This window comes from Hydrogenovibrio sp. SC-1, from assembly GCF_002848135.1.
GTDB lineage: Bacteria > Pseudomonadota > Gammaproteobacteria > Thiomicrospirales > Thiomicrospiraceae > Hydrogenovibrio.
Genome location: NZ_PKGB01000003.1, coordinates 96,853 through 120,547, shown reverse-complemented (window position 1 = coordinate 120,547; position 23,695 = coordinate 96,853). Strand labels below are relative to the sequence as shown.

Here is a 23,695-nt window from a genome sequence, read left to right as displayed (position 1 = left end):
GCTGCACTGGCATTAATCGACTTGTCGACGAAGAAAGGCCGGGATATCCAAATAGTTTGAATTTGAGTCCACGCTCCCGGTAACACCGCCATTAACGACCATCTTCGGGCGAACCACTTCAGGTTCAGGCTTAGGCTCAGCTTGGTTATTTAAACTGGCTTTTTCTTCGGCCTTACTGGCTTCAACGGCTTGCAAATTGGGTTTAACAACTTCTGGTCGTTTTGCTGCACCCGCTTCAGATAAGCCCGTCGCAACCACTGTCACGCGAATTTCATCAGTCATACTTTCATCAATGGACGTTCCGATAATGACTTTTGCATCTTCCGAGGCAACCTGATCAATGACATCGCCCACTTCATTAAACTCACCTAAAGTAAAATCTAATCCAGAGGTAATATTCACTAATAATCCACGCGCACCAGATACGGAGATATCTTCAAGTAACGGATTTGCAATCGCTTTTTCAGCAGCTTTGATCGCTCTGTCTTCACCCGTTGCATGACCAACACCCATCATTGCAACGCCTCTTTCCGTCATAACGGTTCTTAAGTCTTCAAAGTCGACGTTAATCATGCCTGGACGAGTCACCAACTCAGAAATCCCCTGAACAGCGCCATGAAGTACTTCATTTGCATAATCAAAAGCTTTAGCTAACACAAAATCACGTCCTAGCACTTTTAACAACTTGTCGTTAGGGACGGTAATGAGGGAATCAACATGTTCTGCAAGCTGCTCAATACCTGCATCCGCAATTTTTCCACGTCGTTCAAAATTAAATGGACGACTCACAACCCCCACTGTCAAAATACCCATCTCGCGCGCGGCTTGTGCCACAACAGGAGCAGAGCCGGTGCCAGTCCCTCCACCCATGCCAGCAGTGATAAAGACCATATCTGCACCTCTAAGGGTTTCCTTGACCTGTTCAATATTTTCCTTAGCAGCTTCCATCCCTTTTTCGGGGTTAGCGCCTGCACCTAAACCATTTGCGCCCAATTGAATGCAAGTTGCAACTTTTGATTTTTTTAGCGCCTGAACATCGGTATTAGCACAAATAAACTCAACACCTTCTACCTGTGAGCGCACCATATAGTCGACGGCATTACCTCCACCGCCACCCAGACCAATGACCATAATCTTTGGCATACCTGCCTCATCGGAAATGGTTTCCTGTAAATTAAACTTCATGTGATACTCCCCTTAGTCAACACAATTTAATTAATAATAATGATTCAGCCAAGTCGCTCTGCGACTCTCAGCACCGCGCTTCGAGAACGCGGATTTTCTTCACACTCTTTAGCACTTGGAAATATCGGTTTTCCTACTTTTTTCAATACAGGCTTAACGACTTCCAACTCTATCGGTGAATCCGGAAACAAATCTTTTATTCGAGATTGATCTCGAATAAATTGCTTAACAATGCGATCTTCTAACGAGTGAAAGCTAATAACGGAAAGCCGTCCACCCGGTTTTAATACACGCACTGAAGCTTCTAATACGGTTTTTAATACATCCAGCTCTCGGTTGACCGCAATCCGTATAGCTTGAAAGGTTCGCGTGGCTGGATGCTTATGTTTTTCAGTTTTTGGTGATGCCTTTTTAACAACAGCTGCTAAATCCAATGTGGTATTCAAAATACCTTCTGCTAAAGCCTCTTTAATATGTCGAGCGATTCGCCCTGAAAATTTCTCTTCACCATATTGCCGAAGAACCTTTGCTAAAGTTTTTTCATCCGTTTGCACTAGCCATTCTTTAGCACTCAATCCACTTTGCGGATTCATCCGCATATCGAGCGGGCCGGATCGCATAAAACTAAATCCTCGCTCGGCCTCATCAAGCTGTGGAGATGACACCCCTAAATCTATTAAAATGCCATCGACTTGTCCTAGCCAATTCCGTGACTGACAATAGGATTCTAGCGCTTCAAAACTGCCTTGCTGTATTTCAAACTGATCCGCCAAAAAGTATTCTTTGGCAAAAGCAACGGCTTCTGGATCTTGATCAATGGCTAGCAAGCGACCATTCTTACTCAGTTGCGATAGAATCAGTTGACTGTGTCCACCACGCCCGAAGGTACAATCAATGTAAACTCCCTTATCAGAAATTGACAGACCTGAAACAGCCTCTTGCAACATCACTGGATAGTGACTTGTTTGCTCAATTTCCTTTGAGTGCGTCATCCTACAAGCTCAAGCTGGCTAGAGATTCTGAGACATCACCAACCGAAGCTATATCCAACATATCTGGACGACTGGCATCCCAAGCCGATTTAGACCACAATTCAAACTTATTGCCTTGCCCGAGTAAAATTGCTTCTTTTTCTAACTTTGCATGTTCTCTTAACAAAGGGGGCAATAGAACCCGGCCACTACCATCCATTTCCATTTCAGATGCATGGCCGAGTAACAATCGCTGTACCAAGCGCGCTTTGCTGTCCATATTGGGCAATGCCATTAATTTTCGCTCAATAACTTCCCACTCATCCATTGTGTAAACCAACAGGCATGGGCTTTGTAAATCAATCGTGGCGACTAACTGGTTATCACTGGCCTCTGAAATAGATTCACGGTAGCGCTTGGGAATTGCCAAACGTCCCTTTGTATCCATATTGATTGAGTTGATGCCACGAAAGAACAACATTATTTACCACTTTTCACCACTTTACCCCACTTGTCGCCACTATATTAACTTTTGTAGAGTCTGTCAAGCCGTCTTAAGATGAATTTTTATGAACTTATAGTTACAGATGAACAACTTAGATAAGGCTTAAAAAGTACACAAAGAAACAAATTGGAAATTAAAGAGATATTAATCAATATGATATCGATAAAACAGGGAATTGAATTTAAGTTATGACAATAACTCAATAATAATTTTTAAGAAAAAACAGCAGAACGCTGACTATTAATTAAATGAAAAAATGCAAGAAGATCTATAAGCCGGGTTCTGTACCCTTACGGGTGACAATCATTCATCTAGGAGAAGCATCACTACTCCCCTCAAGCAACCTACCCGAAAACCAGGTGCGAGCCACACCTTGCTTAAGCAAGCTTAAACCTGTTTCCCTATTTGGTCTTGCACTGAATGGGGTTTACCTTGCCACAAACGGTTACCCGTTGCGCGGTGCGCTCTTACCGCACCCTTTCACCCTTACCAATTAAATTGGCGGTCTACTCTCTGCTGCACTTTCCGTCGGCTCTCACCGCCCAGCCGTTAGCTGGCATTCTGCTCTATAGTGCCCGGACTTTCCTCGAAAGTCGAAACCCTCGCGATTGCCCAATCTTCTTGCAGTGCGCAATGTACTCTAACCCTTAACAAATGTCCAATCATTATCGATAAATCCTGCTAAAATTAGAAGATGTTAAGATTTATAAAACTCCAAATCCATCAAATCGGTCGCAAAGCAAAAAGATCTGCCTTTTTGAATAGATACTTCCCAAAATTTCAAGATCGGATCTACTGGGCAGGCGACCGACTCTCATTTGCTCGAGCAGGGTTTATTGGCGCTTTTTGTATGATGCTACCAGTGCCTTTTCAAATGGTACTGGGTTCTATTATCGCCTATTATGCGCGTGCCAATATCCCACTAGCAACCGCGTTGGCTTGGATTACCAACCCATTAACCATGGGATTTATCTGGTACGGCGGCTATCAGTTCGGCACCTGGGTACTTGCAACCCCACCCATTGAAAACCTTAATGCCAATATTCCGATTGCCTCTCAGCAATGGTTTATAGAAATATTCCCCTATATATGGCAACCCTTCTTTCTTGGAAACTTTTTATTAGGTATTATCATTGGATCAGTGTTTTACGTCATCATCGGCTATTTCCGACTCAACTTCTTAACTCATACCTCTAAAAAACCAAACCGTAATTAAACCGAAAATATAAAGGAAACAAACCATGATGATTTGTGGCGTAGAACTCTCTGGCAATGACGCCATTATTAGTCTGGTTCACTTCGATGCCGATATCTTCAACCTACCAGATTGCCGCGTTCGGAAGATTAGCTGCATTAATCCTGATTCAGCTCATGAACTTCAGTATTTTCAGAAAACATTTACCAAACTAATTGAAGATTATCAAGTGGATGAAGTCGTGATACGTGCACGCCAAAAGAAAGGAAAATTTGCGGGCGGAGCCAATGGGTTTAAACTTGAAGCTGCATTGCAACTGCTCACTCCAATCAAAGTGCGCTTAATAGATGCGTCTACTCAGAAAGCCGCCCTCAAAAAATATCCACTACCCATTTCCTTTAACGAAACAGGCCTAAAGAAATTTCAAGAGCCCGCCTTCATTGCTGCCTTCGCAGTCATTGCAGAACAACATGAGTGGTAAAAAATCAACCTAGATATTCATTAACGTAGACCGTCCAACTCCAATAAAAGGGAGTGCTTTAATTTCTTTCTTTACGCCTAACAACAGAAACTTTAATCAAAGCAATAAACACCCCTAGTATAAAACCTAATACTCCTGATACAGCTACAATTTGAACTTTATTAGGTTTAATTTTTTCACCAATATTTGCATCCTGATCCAATCGAACGATTGCAAAATCTTGCATGGATAGCTTATAAGAACTTAATAAAGCCACCTTTTCTTGCATCGCTCTTAGCCCATTAATAAATGGATCATTTGACTTACGATCATCCAACGCATCTCTTTCGGCTTCCAGCAGACGATACCCTAAATAATACAAAGGCAAGCCCTGATTTGAAACCCCCTGAATTGTTGCCTTTGCACCAATTGTAGGAGGTTCTTTTAAATCTAGACTACGAGCAATGCTAATAGCCTCATCAAGTTGTGCAAGTCGGTCAGATCTCTGTACTTCAGCAATTTCTTTCATTGAACGTATTTTTTTCTGAGCTTGCAGAAGTCTTGATTTCTGTTCGTTAGTAATTGAAGCCAATATTTCATGACGTGTATTATTCCTAACCTGAACAAGATACTCACTTAAAAGTAATTGCACATCCTTTTCAGATAAGGCCATTTCAAGCGCAACTGAAAGATATTGGCCAATTTCATTTTCTTTAGACTCTTGAACTAAAAAATTTTGATAAAATTGATCAAAAGCTTTTTGAACTTTTTGTCTGTCCTTTAATGTCACAATTTTTTCGAGTCCCGATAACGATTCATCATAGACTTTATACAATTTATTTTTTGTAAAAAAAGTCCATAAATTAGCTCGTGACATGATATTTTGTTTGAAAATATTAAATAACTCTAATGACGTATAACTACTCTGCCGGTCTAATATCAAGTCCCAATCCACCAACCCTTGAATTGACTCCTTTTCGACGGGGAAAAAGTATGCTTCCGACTTATAAATCGGTTTCATCGAGAACGCATAAATGGTAGACAACAAGATTAAACCGACTGTCGTTAAGCCAACAACCATCTTTTCACTGACGAGATTATTCCATATTTCAAGTAAATCAATTTCATCGCTATGAACGATACTAGTGCCTTTTGTTGAATACAACTCACCATTGTCATTAGACCCCATACCCCCATTTACTCCCTATTACTATTCTTGTTAAAATAAATATATACACAATCCGTTATTTATATAAAATGACTACTCTACAGTAACAGATTTCGCTAGATTCCGAGGTTGATCCACATCGGTTCCTTTTGTTAAAGCTACGTGATAACTTAAAAGTTGTAGAGGGATATTAAACACAATAGGTGCTGTAATTCTGCCAACATTTGATGTCGCCTTAACCACATCAAACCCTTCACCGGACCCGACACTCGCTACTTCATCTTCAAATACAATCATTTTGCCACCTCTGGCCTTCACCTCTTGCAAATTTGATTTGAGTTTTTCCAGCAAATCATCATGAGGCGCAATCGCAATAACAGGCATATGCTCGTCAATCAATGCTAGAGGACCATGTTTTAACTCCCCTGCAGGATAGGCTTCAGCATGAATATAGCTTATTTCTTTGAGTTTTAATGCGCCCTCCATAGCAATTGGATACATGGTGCCTCGCCCTAAGAACAAAGCACTGGTTTTATCTGCAAATTCATTCGCAATAGATTTAATTTCATCCTCATGCGATAAAGCATTTTTTATCAGACCGGGTAGTTTTTGCAACCCTAACACAATGCGACGTTCTTGGGCTTCTGACATTCGGCCTAAAGATTTTCCCAAGGCCGTCACTAACAATGACAACCCAACCAATTGAGTAGTAAATGCTTTGGTTGAAGCCACCCCAATTTCTGGCCCAGCCTGAGTCAAGAAAGTTAAATCTGATTCTCGCGTTAGACTAGATTCCGGTACATTACAAATTGTCAAGGTTGGTAAACTCTGACCAGTAGCGTTTTTTCGAACCTGCTTAATTTTCTGTAATGCCGCTAACGTATCGGCGGTTTCACCTGACTGACTAATTGTCACAAATAACGTATGGTTACGAACCACTGGATTGCGGTAGCGATATTCACTGGCCACCTCAACCATACAAGGTAATCCAACAATATCTTCAAACCAATATTTAGCAACTAAACCTGCGTGAAAACTGGTTCCACAGGCAATAATTTGCACTTGTTCAATCTCCGAAAATAACGCTTCAGCTTCATACCCAAAACTGGAAACTAAAACATGCTCTTGGGTAATTCGACCTTCCAAAGTATCAACAACCGCTTGCGGCTGTTCAAAAATCTCTTTATGCATATAGTGTCGATGGTCACCTAATTCAATTGAGTGCATACTTACACTGGACTCTTTAACCGGCCTTTCAACCTGATTACCTGCCGAATCATAAACAACCAAACTGGAACGTTTAATTTCGGCGACATCCCCTTCTTCTAAAAAGATAAAACTTTGAGTAACGGGTAACAAAGCAGAAACATCCGAAGCGATAAAATATTCTCCAATCCCAACACCAATCACCAACGGACTACCTTTACGTGCTGCGACCAAAGTATCAGGATCATGAATCGACACCACCCCCAAGGCATAAGCGCCTTCAAACTGTTGAATCGCATTCTTCACTGCATTTAACAGTAGATGTGACGTATGATCTTTAGCGTCAATCAAATGCTGTAACGACTCATGCAAGGCATGCGCAACCACCTCTGTATCCGTTTCAGAAGTAAACCGATAACCAGCAGCCAATTGCTGTTGTTTTAAAGCTTGATAATTTTCGATAATGCCATTATGAACCACGGCCACTTGATTATTACAAATATGAGGATGGGCATTATTTTCAGCGGGAACACCATGAGTAGCCCAACGAGTATGAGCGATACCAATAGTTCCAGAAAGGGTTTGCGGATTGAGATCAATTTTTTCCGCTAAATTTTTAATCTTGCCGAGCGCACGCGTTCGTTGAATTGTATGCCCTGCATCCAGAACCGCCACACCAGAAGAATCGTAGCCCCGATACTCCAGTCGTCTTAAACCTTCCAATAAAACTGGAACAATATTTCGTTCTGCAATGCCGCCAACAATTCCGCACATAAAAAGAGGGCTCTTTTAGTTTATTACAAAAAAATTCAGCGGGTATCTTACCGCATTTGAAGCTCTTTAGCCTGAATAATTTATCGAGATCCTGCTTTATTCAATCCGATTTAAGTTGCAAGGTTCGTTCATAAACTGCTTTCTTTTTAACGTCTTGCCATTGTGAAACAATTTCCGCGATTTGCTTGACGGGTAACTCTTGTTTTAACAAGACTAAGATAGCTGAATCGACCTTTTCACCTAACTCGCTTTTCGATTTTTCCGATGACTCAGCTAACGTGCCATTTACCATTAACACAAATTCGCCCCGAACCTTGTCAGGATGCACTTCAAAATACTGTAGTATTTCGCTCACGGTTCCACTCTGAAACTGCTCAAACTGTTTTGTAATCTCCTTCGCGACCACCATTTCCTGATCGCCACCAAAAGCCGCCTGAAAACTGGCCAAACTGTCGAGTAACCGATGAGGAGATTCATAAAATATCAATGTTCTCGTTTCATTACACAACGCTTGCAGCGCCAACAAACGTTTGTTCTTTTTGGCAGGCAAAAATCCTTCAAACGCAAACCGATCCGTCGGCAACCCTGCCGCGCATAATGCACTGACAAAGGCAGAAGCACCAGGAATGGGGACCACCCGAATGCCTTCTTGTCGCAATAAATTCACCAAGTGATAACCCGGGTCACTGATTAGGGGCGTCCCTGCATCGGAAATCAATGCGCCTTTTTCACCCTTTTTCAGTTTTTGCAACAATTCATGCCGCCTGTCGAATTCATTATGTTCATGCAAACTCACCATTGGCTTATGTAGCGCATAATGCTGTAACAAACGTTTAGAGTGGCGCGTATCTTCTGCTGCAACCCAGTCCACAGTTGCCAAAACATCCAGTGCGCGTAAGGTAATATCTTTTAAATTACCAATCGGGGTCGCAACGATATAAAGCACACCACCTTCAGCGCCGTTATTAGAGTCGCCCGCTATCGGCAACTCATCCGAGCCCGACTTAAAGTTCTTGTTTTGCATTATTTTCTCTCATAAATTCAATACCAACCTCGAGCCATTTATCGTTATAATGACCCGCATCAATAAGTTTCCTATTCTATAGAAATGGTTTCAAATGTATCAATCCATTGTTTCAACGATTATCTCTGTTGTCATCCTAAGTGGTTTTCTTGGGTTATCCGCCTGTAGCACACCACCTAGACCCGCACCAGAAAAACCACAACGAGAAGTACAACCGCCAGAGCAACCCGTTGCAGAGTCTCAGCAAAGTCAAATGGTAACTTTGGAGCATAAAGCACGACTTGCAAAAAACAACCAGGCCTGGGCAGAATTTATCCAGTTTAGCCAACAATTATGGCAACTCAGCGATTCAGACAATCAAGCTGCGATTGAATATCAAATTTGGTTTACACTAAAACAACTGCCTGCGGAGACATTAACCAACCTAGCAGAACAAACACCGGAAGTTGCCGATTGGGTAACCTTTACTGAAGTCACACAACAACACCCTATTTGGCAAAAACAACGCCTGCAAGATTGGCATGACTTTAGCACTGACAACCCCCAGGCGCTATACAATCACCACCTTTTACCCGCATTATTAAATAAGCTAGCACATCGCCAGCCTGTTCGTCATATTGCGGTTATGCTCCCGTTTACAGGGCAATATGCCAGCATCAGCCAACAAATCCGCGATGGCATTATTAAAAACTATTTCAAACAACGTCAGCAAGAAAGTTCAGAGCTAGAACTCACTTTTTATGACAGCTCAGACCTCACGCAAATCCAATCAATTTATCAAACCGCGATGAGTCAAGGAGCTGAATGGGTGCTAGGACCCTTGCGTAAGGCCGCCATAGAACAACTCACGCCACTAGCACCCTCCAATGTGTTGGCACTCAATCAAGTTGATTTAGCCTCCATTTGGCAATTCAACTTCAAATCAGAATCGGAAGCATACCAAATCACACAACAACTCTGCCAACAAAACTATCAGCGAATCGGTATTTTAAGCAGTACCATGGATGCCGATACCCGACTGGCACAAGAAATCCTATTTGATTGGCGCCAACAGAGCCAAAACCGAAGCCAAACAGCGATATTAAAAACCTATCCAACACGCAATCCGAATTTACGCAATGCGCTAGGCAGTTTAATTAATGAAAAACAGAGCCAAGCACGCAATAACAATTTACGCTGGCTATTCGGTCAGAACCTGCATTTTACACCCCGACTACGCCAAGATTTGGATGCCATCGTCCTGGTTGGCAATGAACGTCGATTGGCAGTTTTCAAACCGCAATTTGAGTTTTTTGACTTGAATTTACCCACTTATGGGTCATCCAAAATTACCCCGCCTCAATTAGCTCAAACACCCCGAAATCCGGACTTAGCTGGGCTCATTTTTCCAACTTTTCCTGCGGTGACTCATCCTACCCGTGTTGAGACGCCATTTGAAGCTTATGGTTGGGACAGCTTAACGCTGGTACAAAACCTCAATCGCCTTGACTCTGGGCTTTGCTTAAACACTGGCTTAATGGGACAACTCAAAGTACACGATCACCAAGTCGACCATCTCTTTAGTTGGGCCCGCTATAATGAACGAGGCCAGGCCATTCCGCTTTCCACTGCCGTTAGCTCGCCAAGCACTCCTTAGCTTTTATGACCACAACCAGCCACCAAACCGGACAGCAAAAGGAACAGCTTGCCGCTCAGTGGCTTCAACAACAAGGGATTCAACTGCTCGAGCAAAACTTTCGCATTAAAGGCGGTGAAATCGATTTAATTGGCTTAGACCCTCAGCAAACACTCATTTTCTTTGAAGTGAAATACCGGAAATCAGTGGCGTATGGCCATGCCAGCGAATTTGTCTCAGTACAAAAACAAAACCGCCTCATCAAAAGCGCGCAAGTTTTTTTACTCAAGCATCCCCAGTATCAAAACCATGCACAACGGTTTGATGTCATAACCTTTGAAGCACAGCAAACCGAACCCACCTGGATTCAAAATGCATTTGGCGTAGACGCTTTTTAGTCGCTAAGCTGATCAGCGACTTCAACCCAACGATCTAAATGACTAAAATACAGCACCCATTTTTGCGGCCGATTTTCTAGAACTGAAAATAGCTGACCATAACGTTGTAACTGTGGCCGATAAATTGAAACTTGTCCCTCAATAAATGCATCGACTTCTTTGGCATCATTCAATTCCACATAACTGGTTTTATAGTCCACAATCCAACGAGTGCCCTCCTCATCGACAAAGGTTCGATCAACGATATGGTTCTGTTGCACCTGTCCCAGCGGCAGCAACTCAAGTGAACTTAACGGCAATTCAGCTGCGGCTTCAGCATGATCAGAGCGCAAGGCCCACAATACCAGCTCATTTTGCAAACTATTCTGTAACGACACCATCACCCGACGCATCCCTTCTGTCAGCCACTGTCCTCGTAAACCCAATTGCATTAACCCCAACGCATGCCTTTCTGATTGCGATGCTAAGGCTTCGACACTAGGGATTATTGGGTTATTTTTCGACCACTGTTCAAGTACTTGATGCACCCAAACACCCACCAATTTCGCCATTTCGGCTGTTTGGGAAGGCGTTTGCTGACTTACATCCATCGCTGACTTTGACAAAGGTTCTGCAGGCAATTGCGTCACAGCCTGAGCCGCTTCTTTCTTCGGCAAGAGCGCTGACATGAACGACTCTGGCTGCATCTGATGAAAACCTTTTCGAGTTGGCGGCAATCGACTTACTTTAGCGACAAAGTCATTTTCGCCCCCCTCCGCTTCCTTGGGTTGATAGCCCTGTAACAAGCCTTCAAAAGAAGTTGCCACCAATGGCCATAAACAACTCAATAAACTATTGTTGGTCGCCGCTAGTGCAACATCTCCCGCCAATACCTTATCACTCACCGCCACTGATCCAAAACAATGCAATTGACGTTTCGCTCGTGTGCAGGCCACATATAACAACCGCCCGTCTTCATAAGTCTGTTTTTGCGCGTCATAACGCTTAATTAACTCTACCAACGGTGATTTTTGGCCATTGGCTTTGCCTTTTTGTACCAATGGCGCAATCACCAACTGTTCTTTCTGTTCACCTCTAAACGACAACCAAGATACCAATGGGGGTTCATTCACTCTCGGCTTACGCCCTAAACTCGGTAAGATAACGGTATCAAACTCCAGTCCTTTGGATTTATGCATGGTCATTAATTCCACCCGTTTTGCATCAGGTGAGGCATCTGGCTGCGCGAACAGTTGTTCTAATGTTTCCTCCAAAACCGCAATCGATAAGGAGGTGCCTCCGGATGACGAGGATGAACGAGCAGCCAAACCGGTAAGCATTTGCCAATAAGCCTCGACATTTTGCAATGCATTATCGTCTAAAACGGTCTGAGGCCCATCCAATGCTAGCCAAATTTGTCGTAACCAAACCGAAACTTCAAGCGAACCGCGACTTTGCAAAGCCTGCTGTAAAACAGGCAAGGTTTCTGCCAAGCGCATTTGACCGGCCTCACTGAGTCCCGGTTTAAAATCCGCCCAGGCCTGGTCATTTTGATCTGTTTCATCAGTAGGAAAAGCCATCAACTGTTGCCAAGCAGTGCCTACTTTAGGACGTCCGTCTTCGGTTAATAGGGTGTTTAAATCGGCTAAACTTAACCCAATCAAAGGTGAACGCAATAAAGCAATCCAAGCTGGCCGATCCCCTAAGTGGATCAAAGCTCGAGTTAAAGCTTGGCAATCTTGAATTTCCTGACGGTCTTTTAAGCCTTCCAATTCAACAGCCTTAAAAGCAATCCCTGCTTGTTTTAACCCAAAAGCAATCGGCATTAAGTGCGAGCGGCTGCGCCCTAAAACCCCAATCGATTCCGTCGCTAAAAAATCACTGTCAGCCAAGCGAGACTGAATAACTGACAACACATCATTCACTTCCTCTGATTGTGAGGCTTCTAATTGCCAATGGTTAAAGACTGCCTGATTGGTCGAATGAGATTTGATAGCCGAAGGCGAAGCTTCCGCTGACGAATAACAAACCGCACCCAGCTCCAATTGATTGTCTGACGGGAAAACCGATTGAAAGGTTTGATTGACCCAATCCACCACTCCCGCACTGGAACGAAAATTCACCGAAAGCTGTAACGGAATCAGATCGACCTGAGCAATGCCATCTTCCCATGCCTGCAAAAAATTCCCCACCTCCGCTTCTCTAAAGCGATAAATGGACTGCATGGGATCCCCCACAATAAACAACGTATGGCCATCCCCTGGTGTCCAGGCAGTCACCAGTTTTTCAATCAACCGAAATTGAGCGACACTGGTATCTTGAAATTCATCAATCAATAAATGGCGAATCTGATAATCTAACTGCTGCGCCAAATCGGTCGGGGCGGAGTCCTCTCCTAATGCCAACGCAGCCGCTTGTGCAACTTCAATAAAATCGGTTTCACCCGCCTGCTGAAAACAGACTTTTAAATGCCCTACTGACCGATTTAACAATCGAATCAATTGTTGCAAACTGTGCCAATCTGCATCCGAATAGGTAGCGTCGGGCAATTGACTCAATTGTGCAAACGCTGTAGCCGCCTTATCTTGAAAGTCTGCAGTACGAATGGCTTCCAGTTCCGCTAAAAACGCATCCTTTTGCGCTTTATTGTCACCTTTCCCTGGCGGAAAGCCTTTATTTTTATTGGCTGTTTTTAACCAAGTGCCTTGCTTGGTCTGAAGCCAATCTGTCAAGGCACGCCATACCGCCAAATCGGTATCGACACACAATGACTGACCCGACTGATCAAAAGCTATTAACTGCTGTAAGTTTGATTTTAACGGTTCCTCAACATTGGCTTCCGCAAACTCTGAAAACGCACACATCTTCGATAAACGATCGGCAATAGGTGAGATGTGCTTCCAAGCAGCCTGTTGCTCTTGCGCAACCAAATCTGCCACTGCGGCTTCCAGAACTTCTCTCGCCATCGCCGACTCTTCCAGTGTATCGGCACCATAACCCAATAAACTGCTCATCCATTGATCGCGTTTTTTCAACATCGACACCAACAGTGCTTCTGCTCGGCGCAACTTGCCATTCACTAATCTCAGCAGTTCGGTACTGGCTTCTGCTGTTTCGGTATCTTGTAACGCACTACGTGCTGCTTGAATATAAAGCCGATCCTGCATACTGGCTAATTGTGGCTGGGCACCCAAACGCGATAGCAATGGCATCTGTTGCACCAAATAACCATTCATACTGTCCAATGTCCGAATGCGTAATCGATTCGGGTTATCGAGCAGTTGCCATCCGCGCTGTTGATTATTGTGCAAGGCCGCTTGTGCTAGCTGCCAACTATTGCGTTCAAACAAACTGGCCGCTGCCGATGGCGGTGACTGCAATCCAAATTGCAAGGCCTGCAGAATCCGATTACGCATTTCAGCAGCGGCTTTTTTAGTAAAGGTCATCGCCACCACCTGCTCCGGTTGCTCAACTTGAGACAGTAGAGCCAAAAACCGTTGTGTTAATAACGCGGTTTTTCCCGATCCGGCCGGCGCTTGCACAATAAAGGAGTCTGCTGGTGAGATAGCTTGAAAACGCGCTGGGCCATCTGCCAAATCACGATCTGGCTGACATTGCTGCAACGGGTCAATCATTTGATACTGAGAAGGCGTTAGATTCATAGCGAAGCCTCTAAATTCAAGGCTTTCTGCCATTTTACTTCCGGCAAGCGCAACGCCAATTGACCCGCCGCATAGGCTAATGCAGCTTCATCCCGATACCGCATCGCAGCATCGCCTTGCTGCAAACTGCGCGCTAACGTATCCACTTCAGATTGCAACGCCTGTAAGAAATCCTCCCAGGCCTGACCTTCATAGTCTCCGCCCGACTTTTCAGCGAGCTTGCTAAAAGCGTGTCGACTACTGGGTAATACCTCCGATTCTGCCACGAGCATATCCAGCTTAACTCCATCATCACTGTGCAAAATGCCATAGCCTAGTCCGGCGATGTCTGATGTGGTGTAGGCCTGTAGATACACCGCTAGCTGCGGTGCTTCAATCGGCTCTTTCAGCAAATCCGCTACATTGGCTCGTCCGGTTTTATAATCAACAATCAGTTTCTGATTAGCAAACTCCGGAAGTTGATCCACCCGGTCAATTTTGGTATTAAATAATAACCCACCGATGGCCAATTGATGTTCTGCTTCCGTTTGAATGACTTTAAAGGGCGGGCGAGCTTTTTCCAGCACTAACCAATCTAAGATCAGCTGCAAAATGCGCTGCTTTTCCAGCGCCAAATAATGCGCATCATATTGAGATTGCATAGGCGTCATTGCCGTCTCAAGTAAATCGGATAGTTTTATCACCAGCGCATTTTTATCCAATGCTAATAATTGGGTCTGAGTCACCGTTTCTTGCCAGAAAACTTCTAAAACGTGATGCACCAAAGTGCCTAAATGATTGGCCTGCAATCCCTCTTCAACGGGCTCCAACTGATAACGCGCACCCAAACGATAGTCAATAAACGCCATTAACGGGCAACTATTTTGTGCATTTAAAATCCCTGTTCCACCGGGTACTCGGGTATTGAGTGGCAAAGCAGGGGCTTGCGCATCCTCAACCCAAACTAGCGGGCTGGCCTGTTGCTTCAGCTTTTCAGCCAAAGCACAGTAAGGTTGGTTTGAAAAATCGGCTACTTCCATGGCCACGCTTAAGCCCTTCGATAATAACGGGCTCGGCAACATTTCTTTATCCTCTAACTGACGGGCATACGACCAGACTTGAATGGGTGCCGCCTCGATTAGCCGATGTGTCACCTGCTCAGCATAGTGCAATTCACGTTGAGCATCACAGCGTGGCATGGCCAGATCACGTTGTAGGGCAATGGGTAAAAAGGGGTTTGGATTGGGCATTCTCGGCCAGGCCTCATCAGTCAAACCCATCACCCACAAAGCATCAAACTGTTGACCAGACGCTTCTAACATACCCATCACTTGAATCGGCACCCAACCCTGCGTTTGCGGTTGATGCACAGTGGCCTGCAACTGCTGTTGAAACCGCCCCAGCCAATCGGCATAGCTGGCCTGATTGGCTTGAAAAAAGCAATTTTCAAACTGCGTTAACGCCTGCAAAAAGGCCTCTTTCTGCTGCATTTCAACCGTATTCAGTGCTCGAGAAGCATCCCCCAGTTGTAAAGTCTGCCCCCATTGAAAGGTTTTTAAGATAGTGAGTGCTTGCTGGACAAATTGCGCCAAACTGACCTTAGTCGGTAAGCGTGTTTGTGATTGGCTGAGCAACACCTTCGTTAATTTTTTCGGTAACGGATTTGAAATTAGATTATCGCCTGCTTGCATGTCATCCTGTTCTTCAGCACGCTTTTGCAAATGTGCCAGCAAGGTCGGCCATTTAAAACTGGCCCATTGTAATTTTCTGAGCCGATTATCGGCTTGTTGCCGATATTGCAAATCCCCCAAAGTATAAGGTGAGGTTAACCAATCAGACCAGGCTTCATACTGTAAGATTTGTTGCGGCATCAACGCCAATTGTAAGGTTTGAAGAGCATTTTGAACCAGGGCCGATTGTGTCAATGGCTGCCCCAATGAAATATTGTAAAGCGTCTGTCGTCCTGACGCTAACGGCAATGGCTGCCCGAAACGCTGATAGAAAGTTTCATCAAATGCCCAGGTTAAAGCAGATTGAACTGATTCAATATTCGGTGCCACAACACCCAAGCAAGGAACCGAAGACGTCTGCGTCGCTGACTGAGACTGCTTTAACCAACCATCTAACCAGTCAGCACACCAAAGCGCGACTTGCTGTGCCTCTTGCTCAGGCGTTTCAGCTTGGCAAAACTGTTGTTTAGGTTCATTCGCCAACGGCAAGGCCGCCATTACTTCAATCTTAGCCCCCGACTTAGTCAGGATTGTTTGCCACTGCTGAACGGACGGCGACAACTCATCAAACCCATGTAAACAGATATGCACCTGCTCACAATGGGTTGCCAAACGTTCTAACAAATCAAGCCGCCGACTTTGTAACAATGGCGGATCAAGCAATTGAAGTTGCTGTAAACGTTCCTGATAACGGTGCTTCAAATCCAAAAACAAACTGACTTCGGCTGTTTTAAAATGATTATGCAAAGCCTCTTCGGCTTCATATTCCAGCAAAAAGCACCAGGCCTGGTAAAGTTGTTTGGCAGTCGCCCTGGTATTTAATAATCGCAATTCAGGTTGCTGTTGCATCTTCTCTGCCAATAAATCCTGCCAAAGCATCTCCGCCTCAAAAACAGACAGTCTTGTTGGCGACAGCAGTGCCGTCAAATCAGTCAGGTCTGCTTGCAACACTAATTGCTGTTCCCACTGCTGCCACCACTGAGACATCGTCATCACAGCGGGTGTTTTGGCAACGGTTTGGGTTTGCCAATCCTCTGCTAGCAGCTGCTGTTTGAGCAATTGACTCAACCGACTGTTGACCGCAATATGCAGGTGTTGCGCCATAAACCTTCCTTTTTTAAACGCCTTGAAGTCAACTATTCTAATGCAATTCTTTAATAAACCCAGCTCAATTCAATGCAAACTTGGGGTGTCTCTCATAATGATTCGCAACGGTTCAACTTGCATTCAGCCATCCAAATCGGCATAATACGCGCTCATTTTTTTCGAATAATCAAATAGTTATCCAGTCAAAAACAAAGGATTTTAAAGGGTTTTATGCTGTTATCTCAACGTAAACAAGATTGGTTTGGCAATATTCGCGGCGACATCCTTGCTGGGATTGTTGTTGCCTTAGCCTTGGTTCCAGAAGCCATTGCCTTCTCCATTATTGCCGGGGTCGATCCCAAAGTCGGGCTTTATGCTTCTTTTGCCATTGCCGTGATTATTGCCATTGTTGGCGGACGTCCTGGCATGATTTCAGCCGCTACTGCCGCCACGGCATTATTGATGGTCACCCTGGTTAAGGACCATGGTTTACAATATTTATTAGTGGCCAGTATTCTTGCTGGGGTATTACAGATACTCGCTGGCTATTTAAATATCCACAACCTCATTAGCTTTATTTCGCGCTCAGTCATGGTTGGCTTTTTGAATGCATTAGCCATCTTAATCTTTATGGCGCAACTACCGGAATTAACCAATGTCACTTGGCATGTTTATGCCCTCACGGCATTAGGGTTAGCGATTATTTATCTATTTCCCTATGTCCCTAAAATCGGCACACTCATTCCTTCACCCTTAGTCACGATTATCGTGTTAACGATTCTAGTGGTTGCATTAGGCATAGATGTGCGCACCATTGGCGATATGGGGCAGTTGCCTGATACCCTACCCATCTTCCTTTGGCCAGATGTCCCTTTCACACTTGAAACCCTATGGATTATTTTGCCTTATTCCGCTGCTATTGCCATTGTTGGCCTATTGGAATCTTTAATGACCGCGCAGGTACTGGATGAAATGACCGATACTGACAGTGATAAACGTCGTGAATGTAAAGGTCAAGGGATTGCCAATATTGGTTCCGGACTTATTGGGGGTATGGCCGGTTGCGCCATGATTGGCCAATCGATCATTAATGTCAAATCCGGTGGCCGTGGACGACTCTCCACCTTTGTTGCTGGCGGTTTTCTACTGATCCTGGTCGTGTTTATCTCCGATTATTTAAAAGTTGTGCCTATGGCGGCGCTGGTTGCGGTCATGATTATGGTCTCAATCGGGACTTTTAACTGGGGATCCATTCGCGATATTCGTACTAACCCGGCTCATGCAACCATTGTCATGCTCAGTACCGTTATCGTCACCGTTTGGACGCATAATCTTGCCTTTGGTGTGATTACCGGTGTGGTATTGGCGGCACTGTTTATGGCCAGTCGTTTGCGCGAATACATGTATATCAGCAGCGAATTTGACGAAGCTTCTCAAACCCGTACCTATCGCGTCGTCGGCCAAGTATTCTTTAATTCTTCTGAGAAGTTTATAAATTATTTTGATTTTAAAGAAGCGGTCGACAAGATTATCATTGATGTCCATCGTGCACACTTTTGGGATATCAGCGCCATCCACGCCCTCGATAAGGTCGTCATTAAATTGCGTCGCGAAGGCGCGGATGTTGAAATCGTTGGCTTAAATGAAGCCAGTGAAACGCTGGTGGATAAATTCGCAGTACACGACAAACCAGAAAAAATTGAAAAAGTTATGGGAGGTCACTAATGCAGTCCTTAGAAAAACAATGGGTCACGGCTTGTCTCGATGGTTCAAACCTAACCAACGGTATCGTCGATTACGCCGCTTGGATTGCTGAAAAAGTGAATTCACCGTTAGAACTTTTTCACTCCATTGAACACAGTCTGCTGTTAGCTAATATCGATCAAACCGGTAATCTGGTGCCAAATATGGCAGACAACTTAATGGTGGTCTTATCAGAAGAAGAAGCCAAAGAAAACAAACAACATATTCAAGAAGGCAAAGCCTTATTGGCTGAAGCCAAAACCCGGCTGACCGACCGTCCAATCAAAGAGATCACGACCAAACAACGACATGGCAGCTTAAGTGAGTGCTTAATGGATTTGGAAGATGAGATTCGGGTGTTAGTGGTTGGATTTCGTGGCAAAGCCACCGCTGAAGATGAAGCCGGCATCAGTGATCAGCTGGAAGAGTCAATTCGCGCTCTGCATAAACCGATCTTTATCGTCAATGGTGAGTTTACAGCGCCAAAATCTTTAATGCTGGCCTATAACGATACCGATGGCGCGCGCAAAGCGCTCGATATGATCTGTCGCAGTCCTTTATTTGCAGACATGACCATTCACTGTGTTCATGCGGTCAAAGAAGGCGGCACAGACAATGGCATTCTCCAACAAGCCAGTGAACAGCTATCGCTATCGGGTCGACACTTCGAAACGGCTGTGCTAACTGGTGATCCGCAAACCGAGTTATTAGCTTATCAAGCTAAACATAACTTGGATATGACGGTGATGGGAGCCTTTAATCATGGCAAGCTTCGTAGCTTATTCTTTGGCAGTTTCACCTTGAAAATGCTGAAAAACAATCAAAAACCGGTTTTACTGATTCGTTAATCAAGATTAGTTATCCGGTTTTTTATGCCAAATTCCCCCAGGCCTGGGGGAATTCGCTCGAATAAAACTAGCCAACTGCTTTTGGTAGCCTAAACCACAGTGCATAAAGCGCTGGTAAAAACAGTAAGGTCAGTAAGGTTCCGACGCCAATCCCTCCAATCAACACATAGGCCAAAGGCCCCCAAAAGGTATTGGTGGTTAATGGAATAAATGCCAACATCGCGGCTAAGGCGGTTAATAACACCGGCCTAGCACGTCGTAAGGTCGCATCAATCAAAGCCGTTTGCCCCTGCATCCCTTGCTTCTGATTATCGTTAATCTGTCCCACTAGAATCAGCGTATTGCGCATTAAAATGCCCGCTAAACCAATTAATCCTAGCGTGGCCACAAAGCCAAAGGGTTGCGAAAATAATAGCAGTGCCGCCACGGCGCCAATCATTCCCAATGGAGCCGTCACCAACACCATAAAGGTGCCGGAGAAACTCTGCATATTTAGCATCACCATGGTAATCATTAACAACACCATCACCGGCATTAAGACTTTAATCGAGCCCTGAGCTTTGCCTGACTGCTCTACTGATCCACCAATTTTTAATTGAACCGTTTTCGGTAATTCGTTCAATAACGGCTGCATTTGCTGCCAAATTGCCATAGTGACATCCGGCGGCTGCGCGCCCTCCACCTCCGCATTTACATTGATGAAAGGCGTTCGATTACGACGTTTCAACACCGGATCGGAAAACACCACGTCTAGAGTAGCGAGTTGCTGTAAGGGAACCTTTTGCCCTGTTTGGATTTCAATGGGCAGTTGTGCCAAATTAGCCATTAGGTCCTGCGCTTGAATTTGACTAAAATGCGTTACCGAAATTTGTCGTGTGCCTTCTCTCACCACCGCCTGAGTTTGCCCTCTTAACGCCGTTTGCAATTGTTGTGACAAACTAACCGGGCTCACGCCCAATAAGGCTAACCGATCTTGATCATAGCTGAGTTGAATTTCAGGCGATTGCTCACCCCATTCCAAATGCGGGTCTCGAATATGAGGGTTTTGCGCCATCACTTGACGCACCTTTTCCGCATATTCGGTTAATAAATCAACAGTCGGTGCTTCCACACGAAAGGTCACCGGCCAAACTACAGGTGGTCCATAAAGCAAGCCATGCACCCTGACTCTGGCCTCATTAAATTGCCCATTATCAATTTGCGCTTGTAACCGACTTTTTAATTGATCCCTTTGCTCGGCATTATCGGTCACAATAATCAGCTTAGCGTAACCGGCATTGGGCAACTCTGGGTTCAACGCCATAAAGAAGCGCGGCGCGCCTTGGCCAATATAACTGGTCAGTGTTTTGACTTCGGGCTGTTGACGCACATAATTTTCAATACGGTGCGCCAATTGATTAGTCACTTGCTGGCTTGAGCCCTCAGGCAAATAAATATCCACCATGAGTTCGGGGCGATCTGAACTGGGAAAAAACTGCTTTTCGACCAACTTAGCCATGCCGACCACCGATACCACAAATAGTGCCAGTGTCGCCAACACCACTGTTTTTCGATACCGGACACAACCATGCACCCATTTTGATAGAGAGCGAGTAAAAACATTTTCTGGAACGAAATCGGATGCATGTTGCTGATTGGCTGCCACATTCGGTAATAGTTTAAACCCTAAATACGGGGTAAACGTCACCGCCACTAACCAGGAAATTAATAGTGCAAACGCCAGTATCCAAAAGATATTACCGGCATACTCACCCACATTGGAAGCCGCAAAGCCAATCGGCACAAACCCGACCACTGTGACTAGGGTTCCAAATAACATAGGAGAAGCCGTCACCGTCCAAGCATAGGCTGCCGCTTTCGTTCGATCTAGACCCTCTTCCATTTTAACGAGCATCATTTCAATGGCAATAATGGCATCATCCACCAGCAACCCTAATGCTAAAATCAAGGCTCCCAACGTAATCCTATCCAGATTTTTACCGGTCATCTGCATCAGCCAAAAGGTTAAAGCTAAGGTCAAGGGAATGGCCAGTGCCACGACAATACCTGCTCGCAACCCCAAGGCGATAAAACTGACCAGCATCACCACCGCCACCGCCATTAAAAACTTCATTTGAAAGGTATTCACGGCCAGTTCAATGGCATCGCCTTGATTGGTTACCTTTTCCAAAGCCACACCCTCAGGTAATTGTGTTTGCCACTGTTGACTAAACTGATTCAGCCGTTCTGACAAATTCAAACCATTTTGTCCGGCTTTCATGACCACCCCCAAAAGGAGAGTTTCTTCACCTTGATTACGAATCATAAAGTTGCTGGGGGATACAAACCCACGTTCAATTCGAGCGACATCGCCCAAATGAATCACTTGGTTCTGGCTAGCAACAGGTATATTGCGAATGGCTTCTAGGCTGGTTACTTGTTGGTGGCTTCTGATATAAACGCGCGGTCCATCGGTTTCGATAAACCCCGCTGGTGAAATAGCTTGATAAGCATTTAATGTCTGTAATAGCTGTGCTTGGGTTAACCCCAGTTGCGTCAATTTATCTTCATTAAATTGGATTTGAATTTGCTGCTGCTGTTCACCCAATAGCTTCACTTTTTGAACGCCGTCGACGCGTAAAATGGCATCGCGCGTTTGTTCGGCTAACGCCACCCATTCGGGATACCGCAATTCACCGGGGTTTAATGCATAGAGCGTAAAATAGACATCCGAAAAATCATCATTCACAAACGGCCCTAACACCCCAGAAGGCAAAGACCCTTGGATATCCAACATGCGTTTTCGTACCTGATAAAATTGATTTTCGACTTCATCGGCGGGCGTAAATTCTTTAAAGGTAATTAACAAATTCACTTCACCCGGGCGTGACGTGGTTTCCACAAAATCAAAATACTCAACTTCTTGGAGTTTTTTCTCAATCGGGTCAGCAACTTGGCGTTGCATTTGTTCAGCCGTCGCCCCTGGCCACTTTGCCGAGACCACCATCACCTTAATCGTAAAACTAGGATCTTCCGCTCGCCCCAAATTGATAAACGCAAAAGTGCCGATCAGCAACGATAATATAATAAAATACAAGGTAATGGCTTGATGCTTGACGGCCAGTTCCGATAAATTCCAGCGCTGCATCATTTTAAGACACTCACTGACTGTCCAGCGACCAGACGATGTGTCCCTTGTAATACGATTTGAGTACCCACCGCTAATACATCTGAGAGCACAACCGCTGAAGCATGATTCATGCGCACGACTGTGACCGGTGTCGCCTTCACATGTCCATCAATCAGTTTCCAAACATAAGCTTGATGGCCTTGATTGAAAATCGCTGTGATCGGCACTTGCCGTTGCTCTGACACAACGGGTTCCGTAAAGTCTAACTGTATCACGCTACCATAGGTTAAGGTACCATTGCAGTCTGATAACCGATATCTCGCCTGGGTCTGCTGGGTTATTTGATCACTCATCGGGCTTTTTAAACGCAGTTGTGCTTGGCATTGAATCGGTTGATCGATACTGGTTAAGGTTGCGGTTTGATAAGATTGTTGCAAAGCAGTCGCAGGTAAATACACTTCTGCTTCCGTTGCACCAGCCAATAGTTGAAAGGCGGGGTGTCCAGCGGAAACCATTTGCCCAGCTTCAATATTCACCTGTGACACTACCCCAGATTCAGGGGCACGTAATTCACTATAACGATGTTGATTAATCGCCAATTTTAAAGCCGATTCAGCGGCAATCACGGCTTGCTGACTTTCCACTTCAAAGGTTTCAGCACGTTGCAAATCCTGCAAACTGATCAGTTTATTGTCATACAACTTACCAAGGCGTTTGCGCTCTCGACGAGCATTTTCAAGACGGGATTGAGCGGAGGCTAAATTGGCTCTATGTTGCTCAACAGCCAATTGCAAATCAGCCGCATCCAAAGTGGCCAATAACTGATTCGCCTTAACCGGTTCACCCACTTCGACAAAACGTTGGGCTACTTGGCCCCCCACTCGAAAGCTAACTGGCAGCTGATAACGCGACACGACCTGCCCGGTGACTTGCCATGTCTTTGCTTTAGCAGGCTGTACCGAAACGGTGGAAACCACAGCCCGTTGTTCAGCCGCAAATACCGTCACCGAACACCCAAGCAAAACCAAGACACCCCAAATAAAACGCATAGACACATC

16 protein-coding genes and 1 other RNA gene are annotated in these 23,695 nt (G+C 44.9%); 6 read left to right on the top strand and 11 right to left on the bottom strand.

The features are described from left to right. Window positions 1-12 precede the first annotated feature (12 nt). The 4 genes from ftsZ to rnpB form a co-directional block, all read right to left on the bottom strand. Window positions 13-1,185: a cell division protein FtsZ gene (ftsZ, locus tag CYQ88_RS02625; RefSeq protein WP_101839791.1), complete on the bottom strand. Its 1,173-nt coding sequence runs from the start codon at window positions 1,183-1,185 to the stop codon at window positions 13-15. Between the two features lie 44 nt (window positions 1,186-1,229). Continuing rightward, entirely contained in the window at window positions 1,230-2,177 is a 948-nt protein-coding gene (rsmH, locus tag CYQ88_RS02620) for a 16S rRNA (cytosine(1402)-N(4))-methyltransferase RsmH (RefSeq protein ID WP_101839790.1), read from the bottom strand. Window position 2,178: 1 nt separating this feature from the next. Continuing rightward, window positions 2,179-2,637, bottom strand: a complete 459-nt coding sequence (mraZ, locus tag CYQ88_RS02615; protein ID WP_101839789.1) for a division/cell wall cluster transcriptional repressor MraZ — start codon at window positions 2,635-2,637, stop codon at window positions 2,179-2,181. A gap of 279 nt (window positions 2,638-2,916) precedes the next feature. Continuing rightward, window positions 2,917-3,285, bottom strand: an RNA gene (gene rnpB, locus CYQ88_RS02610) — RNase P RNA component class A. Window positions 3,286-3,418: 133 nt separating this feature from the next. On the opposite strand from rnpB, the gene CYQ88_RS02605 reads away from it, so the two are divergent. Together CYQ88_RS02605 and CYQ88_RS02600 are read left to right on the top strand one after the other, a co-directional pair. After that, entirely contained in the window at window positions 3,419-3,877 is a 459-nt protein-coding gene (locus CYQ88_RS02605) for a DUF2062 domain-containing protein (RefSeq protein WP_233188791.1), read from the top strand. Window positions 3,878-3,902: 25 nt separating this feature from the next. Then, window positions 3,903-4,337, top strand: a complete 435-nt coding sequence (locus tag CYQ88_RS02600; protein ID WP_101839787.1) for a DUF3010 family protein — start codon at window positions 3,903-3,905, stop codon at window positions 4,335-4,337. 58 nt (window positions 4,338-4,395) lie between these two features. Here CYQ88_RS02600 and CYQ88_RS02595 read toward each other — a convergent pair whose 3' ends face one another. The 3 genes from CYQ88_RS02595 to rsmI all read right to left on the bottom strand — a co-directional run bounded on the left by CYQ88_RS02595 (window position 4,396) and on the right by rsmI (window position 8,488). After that, window positions 4,396-5,505 (bottom strand): Wzz/FepE/Etk N-terminal domain-containing protein, encoded by a 1,110-nt coding sequence (locus tag CYQ88_RS02595; protein WP_101839786.1) that lies wholly within the window; start codon window positions 5,503-5,505, stop codon window positions 4,396-4,398. 72 nt (window positions 5,506-5,577) lie between these two features. Then, window positions 5,578-7,464, bottom strand: coding sequence for a glutamine--fructose-6-phosphate transaminase (isomerizing) (glmS, locus tag CYQ88_RS02590; protein WP_101839785.1), 1,887 nt, complete (start codon window positions 7,462-7,464; stop codon window positions 5,578-5,580). Window positions 7,465-7,564: 100 nt separating this feature from the next. After that, window positions 7,565-8,488: a 16S rRNA (cytidine(1402)-2'-O)-methyltransferase gene (gene rsmI / locus CYQ88_RS02585; protein ID WP_101839784.1), complete on the bottom strand. Its 924-nt coding sequence runs from the start codon at window positions 8,486-8,488 to the stop codon at window positions 7,565-7,567. A gap of 94 nt (window positions 8,489-8,582) precedes the next feature. Between rsmI and CYQ88_RS02580 the strand changes: the two genes are divergently transcribed. Together CYQ88_RS02580 and CYQ88_RS02575 are read left to right on the top strand one after the other, a co-directional pair. After that, complete coding sequence (locus CYQ88_RS02580) at window positions 8,583-10,124, top strand: penicillin-binding protein activator (RefSeq protein WP_101839783.1); 1,542 nt, start codon at window positions 8,583-8,585, stop codon at window positions 10,122-10,124. 5 nt (window positions 10,125-10,129) lie between these two features. Further along, the gene (locus tag CYQ88_RS02575; RefSeq protein ID WP_101839782.1) at window positions 10,130-10,501 is read left to right on the top strand and encodes a YraN family protein; all 372 of its coding nucleotides are present in this window, start codon (window positions 10,130-10,132) and stop codon (window positions 10,499-10,501) included. On the opposite strand, the gene CYQ88_RS02570 is transcribed toward CYQ88_RS02575, so the two are convergent. Beyond that, a complete protein-coding gene (locus CYQ88_RS02570) occupies window positions 10,498-14,175 on the bottom strand; it encodes an exodeoxyribonuclease V subunit beta (RefSeq protein WP_101839781.1) in 3,678 nt (1,225 codons plus the stop codon). The genes CYQ88_RS02575 and CYQ88_RS02570 overlap by 4 nt on opposite strands. After that, window positions 14,139-16,955 (bottom strand): PD-(D/E)XK nuclease family protein, encoded by a 2,817-nt coding sequence (locus tag CYQ88_RS02565; RefSeq protein ID WP_101839780.1) that lies wholly within the window; start codon window positions 16,953-16,955, stop codon window positions 14,139-14,141. Before CYQ88_RS02565 ends, CYQ88_RS02570 begins: the two co-directional genes overlap by 37 nt. Window positions 16,956-17,168: 213 nt before the next feature. Here CYQ88_RS02565 and CYQ88_RS02560 point away from each other — a divergent pair, with 213 nt between their 5' ends. After that, on the top strand, window positions 17,169-18,662 hold the full coding sequence (locus CYQ88_RS02560) for a SulP family inorganic anion transporter (RefSeq protein ID WP_101839779.1): 1,494 nt from the start codon (window positions 17,169-17,171) through the stop codon (window positions 18,660-18,662). Beyond that, entirely contained in the window at window positions 18,662-19,528 is an 867-nt protein-coding gene (locus CYQ88_RS02555; RefSeq protein ID WP_101839778.1) for a universal stress protein, read from the top strand. Before CYQ88_RS02560 ends, CYQ88_RS02555 begins: the two co-directional genes overlap by 1 nt. 67 nt (window positions 19,529-19,595) lie before the next feature. Here CYQ88_RS02555 and CYQ88_RS02550 read toward each other — a convergent pair whose 3' ends face one another. Together CYQ88_RS02550 and CYQ88_RS02545 are read right to left on the bottom strand one after the other, a co-directional pair. Beyond that, on the bottom strand, window positions 19,596-22,658 hold the full coding sequence (locus tag CYQ88_RS02550) for an efflux RND transporter permease subunit (RefSeq protein WP_101839777.1): 3,063 nt from the start codon (window positions 22,656-22,658) through the stop codon (window positions 19,596-19,598). Then, the gene (locus CYQ88_RS02545; RefSeq protein WP_101839776.1) at window positions 22,655-23,686 is read right to left on the bottom strand and encodes an efflux RND transporter periplasmic adaptor subunit; all 1,032 of its coding nucleotides are present in this window, start codon (window positions 23,684-23,686) and stop codon (window positions 22,655-22,657) included. The genes CYQ88_RS02550 and CYQ88_RS02545 overlap by 4 nt, the downstream gene beginning before the upstream one ends. Between the last annotated feature and the right edge of the window lie 9 nt (window positions 23,687-23,695).

Coding starts and splice junctions, on each gene's coding strand:
- CYQ88_RS02560 (WP_101839779.1), top strand. CDS start 17,169: ATGCTGTTATCTCAACGTAAACAAGATTGGTTTGGCAATATTCGCGGC.
- CYQ88_RS02600 (WP_101839787.1), top strand. CDS start 3,903: ATGATGATTTGTGGCGTAGAACTCTCTGGCAATGACGCCATTATTAGT.
- CYQ88_RS02555 (WP_101839778.1), top strand. CDS start 18,662: ATGCAGTCCTTAGAAAAACAATGGGTCACGGCTTGTCTCGATGGTTCA.
- CYQ88_RS02550 (WP_101839777.1), bottom strand. CDS start 22,658: ATGATGCAGCGCTGGAATTTATCGGAACTGGCCGTCAAGCATCAAGCC.
- CYQ88_RS02545 (WP_101839776.1), bottom strand. CDS start 23,686: ATGCGTTTTATTTGGGGTGTCTTGGTTTTGCTTGGGTGTTCGGTGACG.
- CYQ88_RS02565 (WP_101839780.1), bottom strand. CDS start 16,955: ATGGCGCAACACCTGCATATTGCGGTCAACAGTCGGTTGAGTCAATTG.
- mraZ (WP_101839789.1), bottom strand. CDS start 2,637: ATGTTGTTCTTTCGTGGCATCAACTCAATCAATATGGATACAAAGGGA.
- rsmH (WP_101839790.1), bottom strand. CDS start 2,177: ATGACGCACTCAAAGGAAATTGAGCAAACAAGTCACTATCCAGTGATG.
- rsmI (WP_101839784.1), bottom strand. CDS start 8,488: ATGCAAAACAAGAACTTTAAGTCGGGCTCGGATGAGTTGCCGATAGCG.
- CYQ88_RS02580 (WP_101839783.1), top strand. CDS start 8,583: ATGTATCAATCCATTGTTTCAACGATTATCTCTGTTGTCATCCTAAGT.
- CYQ88_RS02595 (WP_101839786.1), bottom strand. CDS start 5,505: ATGGGGTCTAATGACAATGGTGAGTTGTATTCAACAAAAGGCACTAGT.
- ftsZ (WP_101839791.1), bottom strand. CDS start 1,185: ATGAAGTTTAATTTACAGGAAACCATTTCCGATGAGGCAGGTATGCCA.
- glmS (WP_101839785.1), bottom strand. CDS start 7,464: ATGTGCGGAATTGTTGGCGGCATTGCAGAACGAAATATTGTTCCAGTT.
- CYQ88_RS02575 (WP_101839782.1), top strand. CDS start 10,130: ATGACCACAACCAGCCACCAAACCGGACAGCAAAAGGAACAGCTTGCC.
- CYQ88_RS02570 (WP_101839781.1), bottom strand. CDS start 14,175: ATGGCAGAAAGCCTTGAATTTAGAGGCTTCGCTATGAATCTAACGCCT.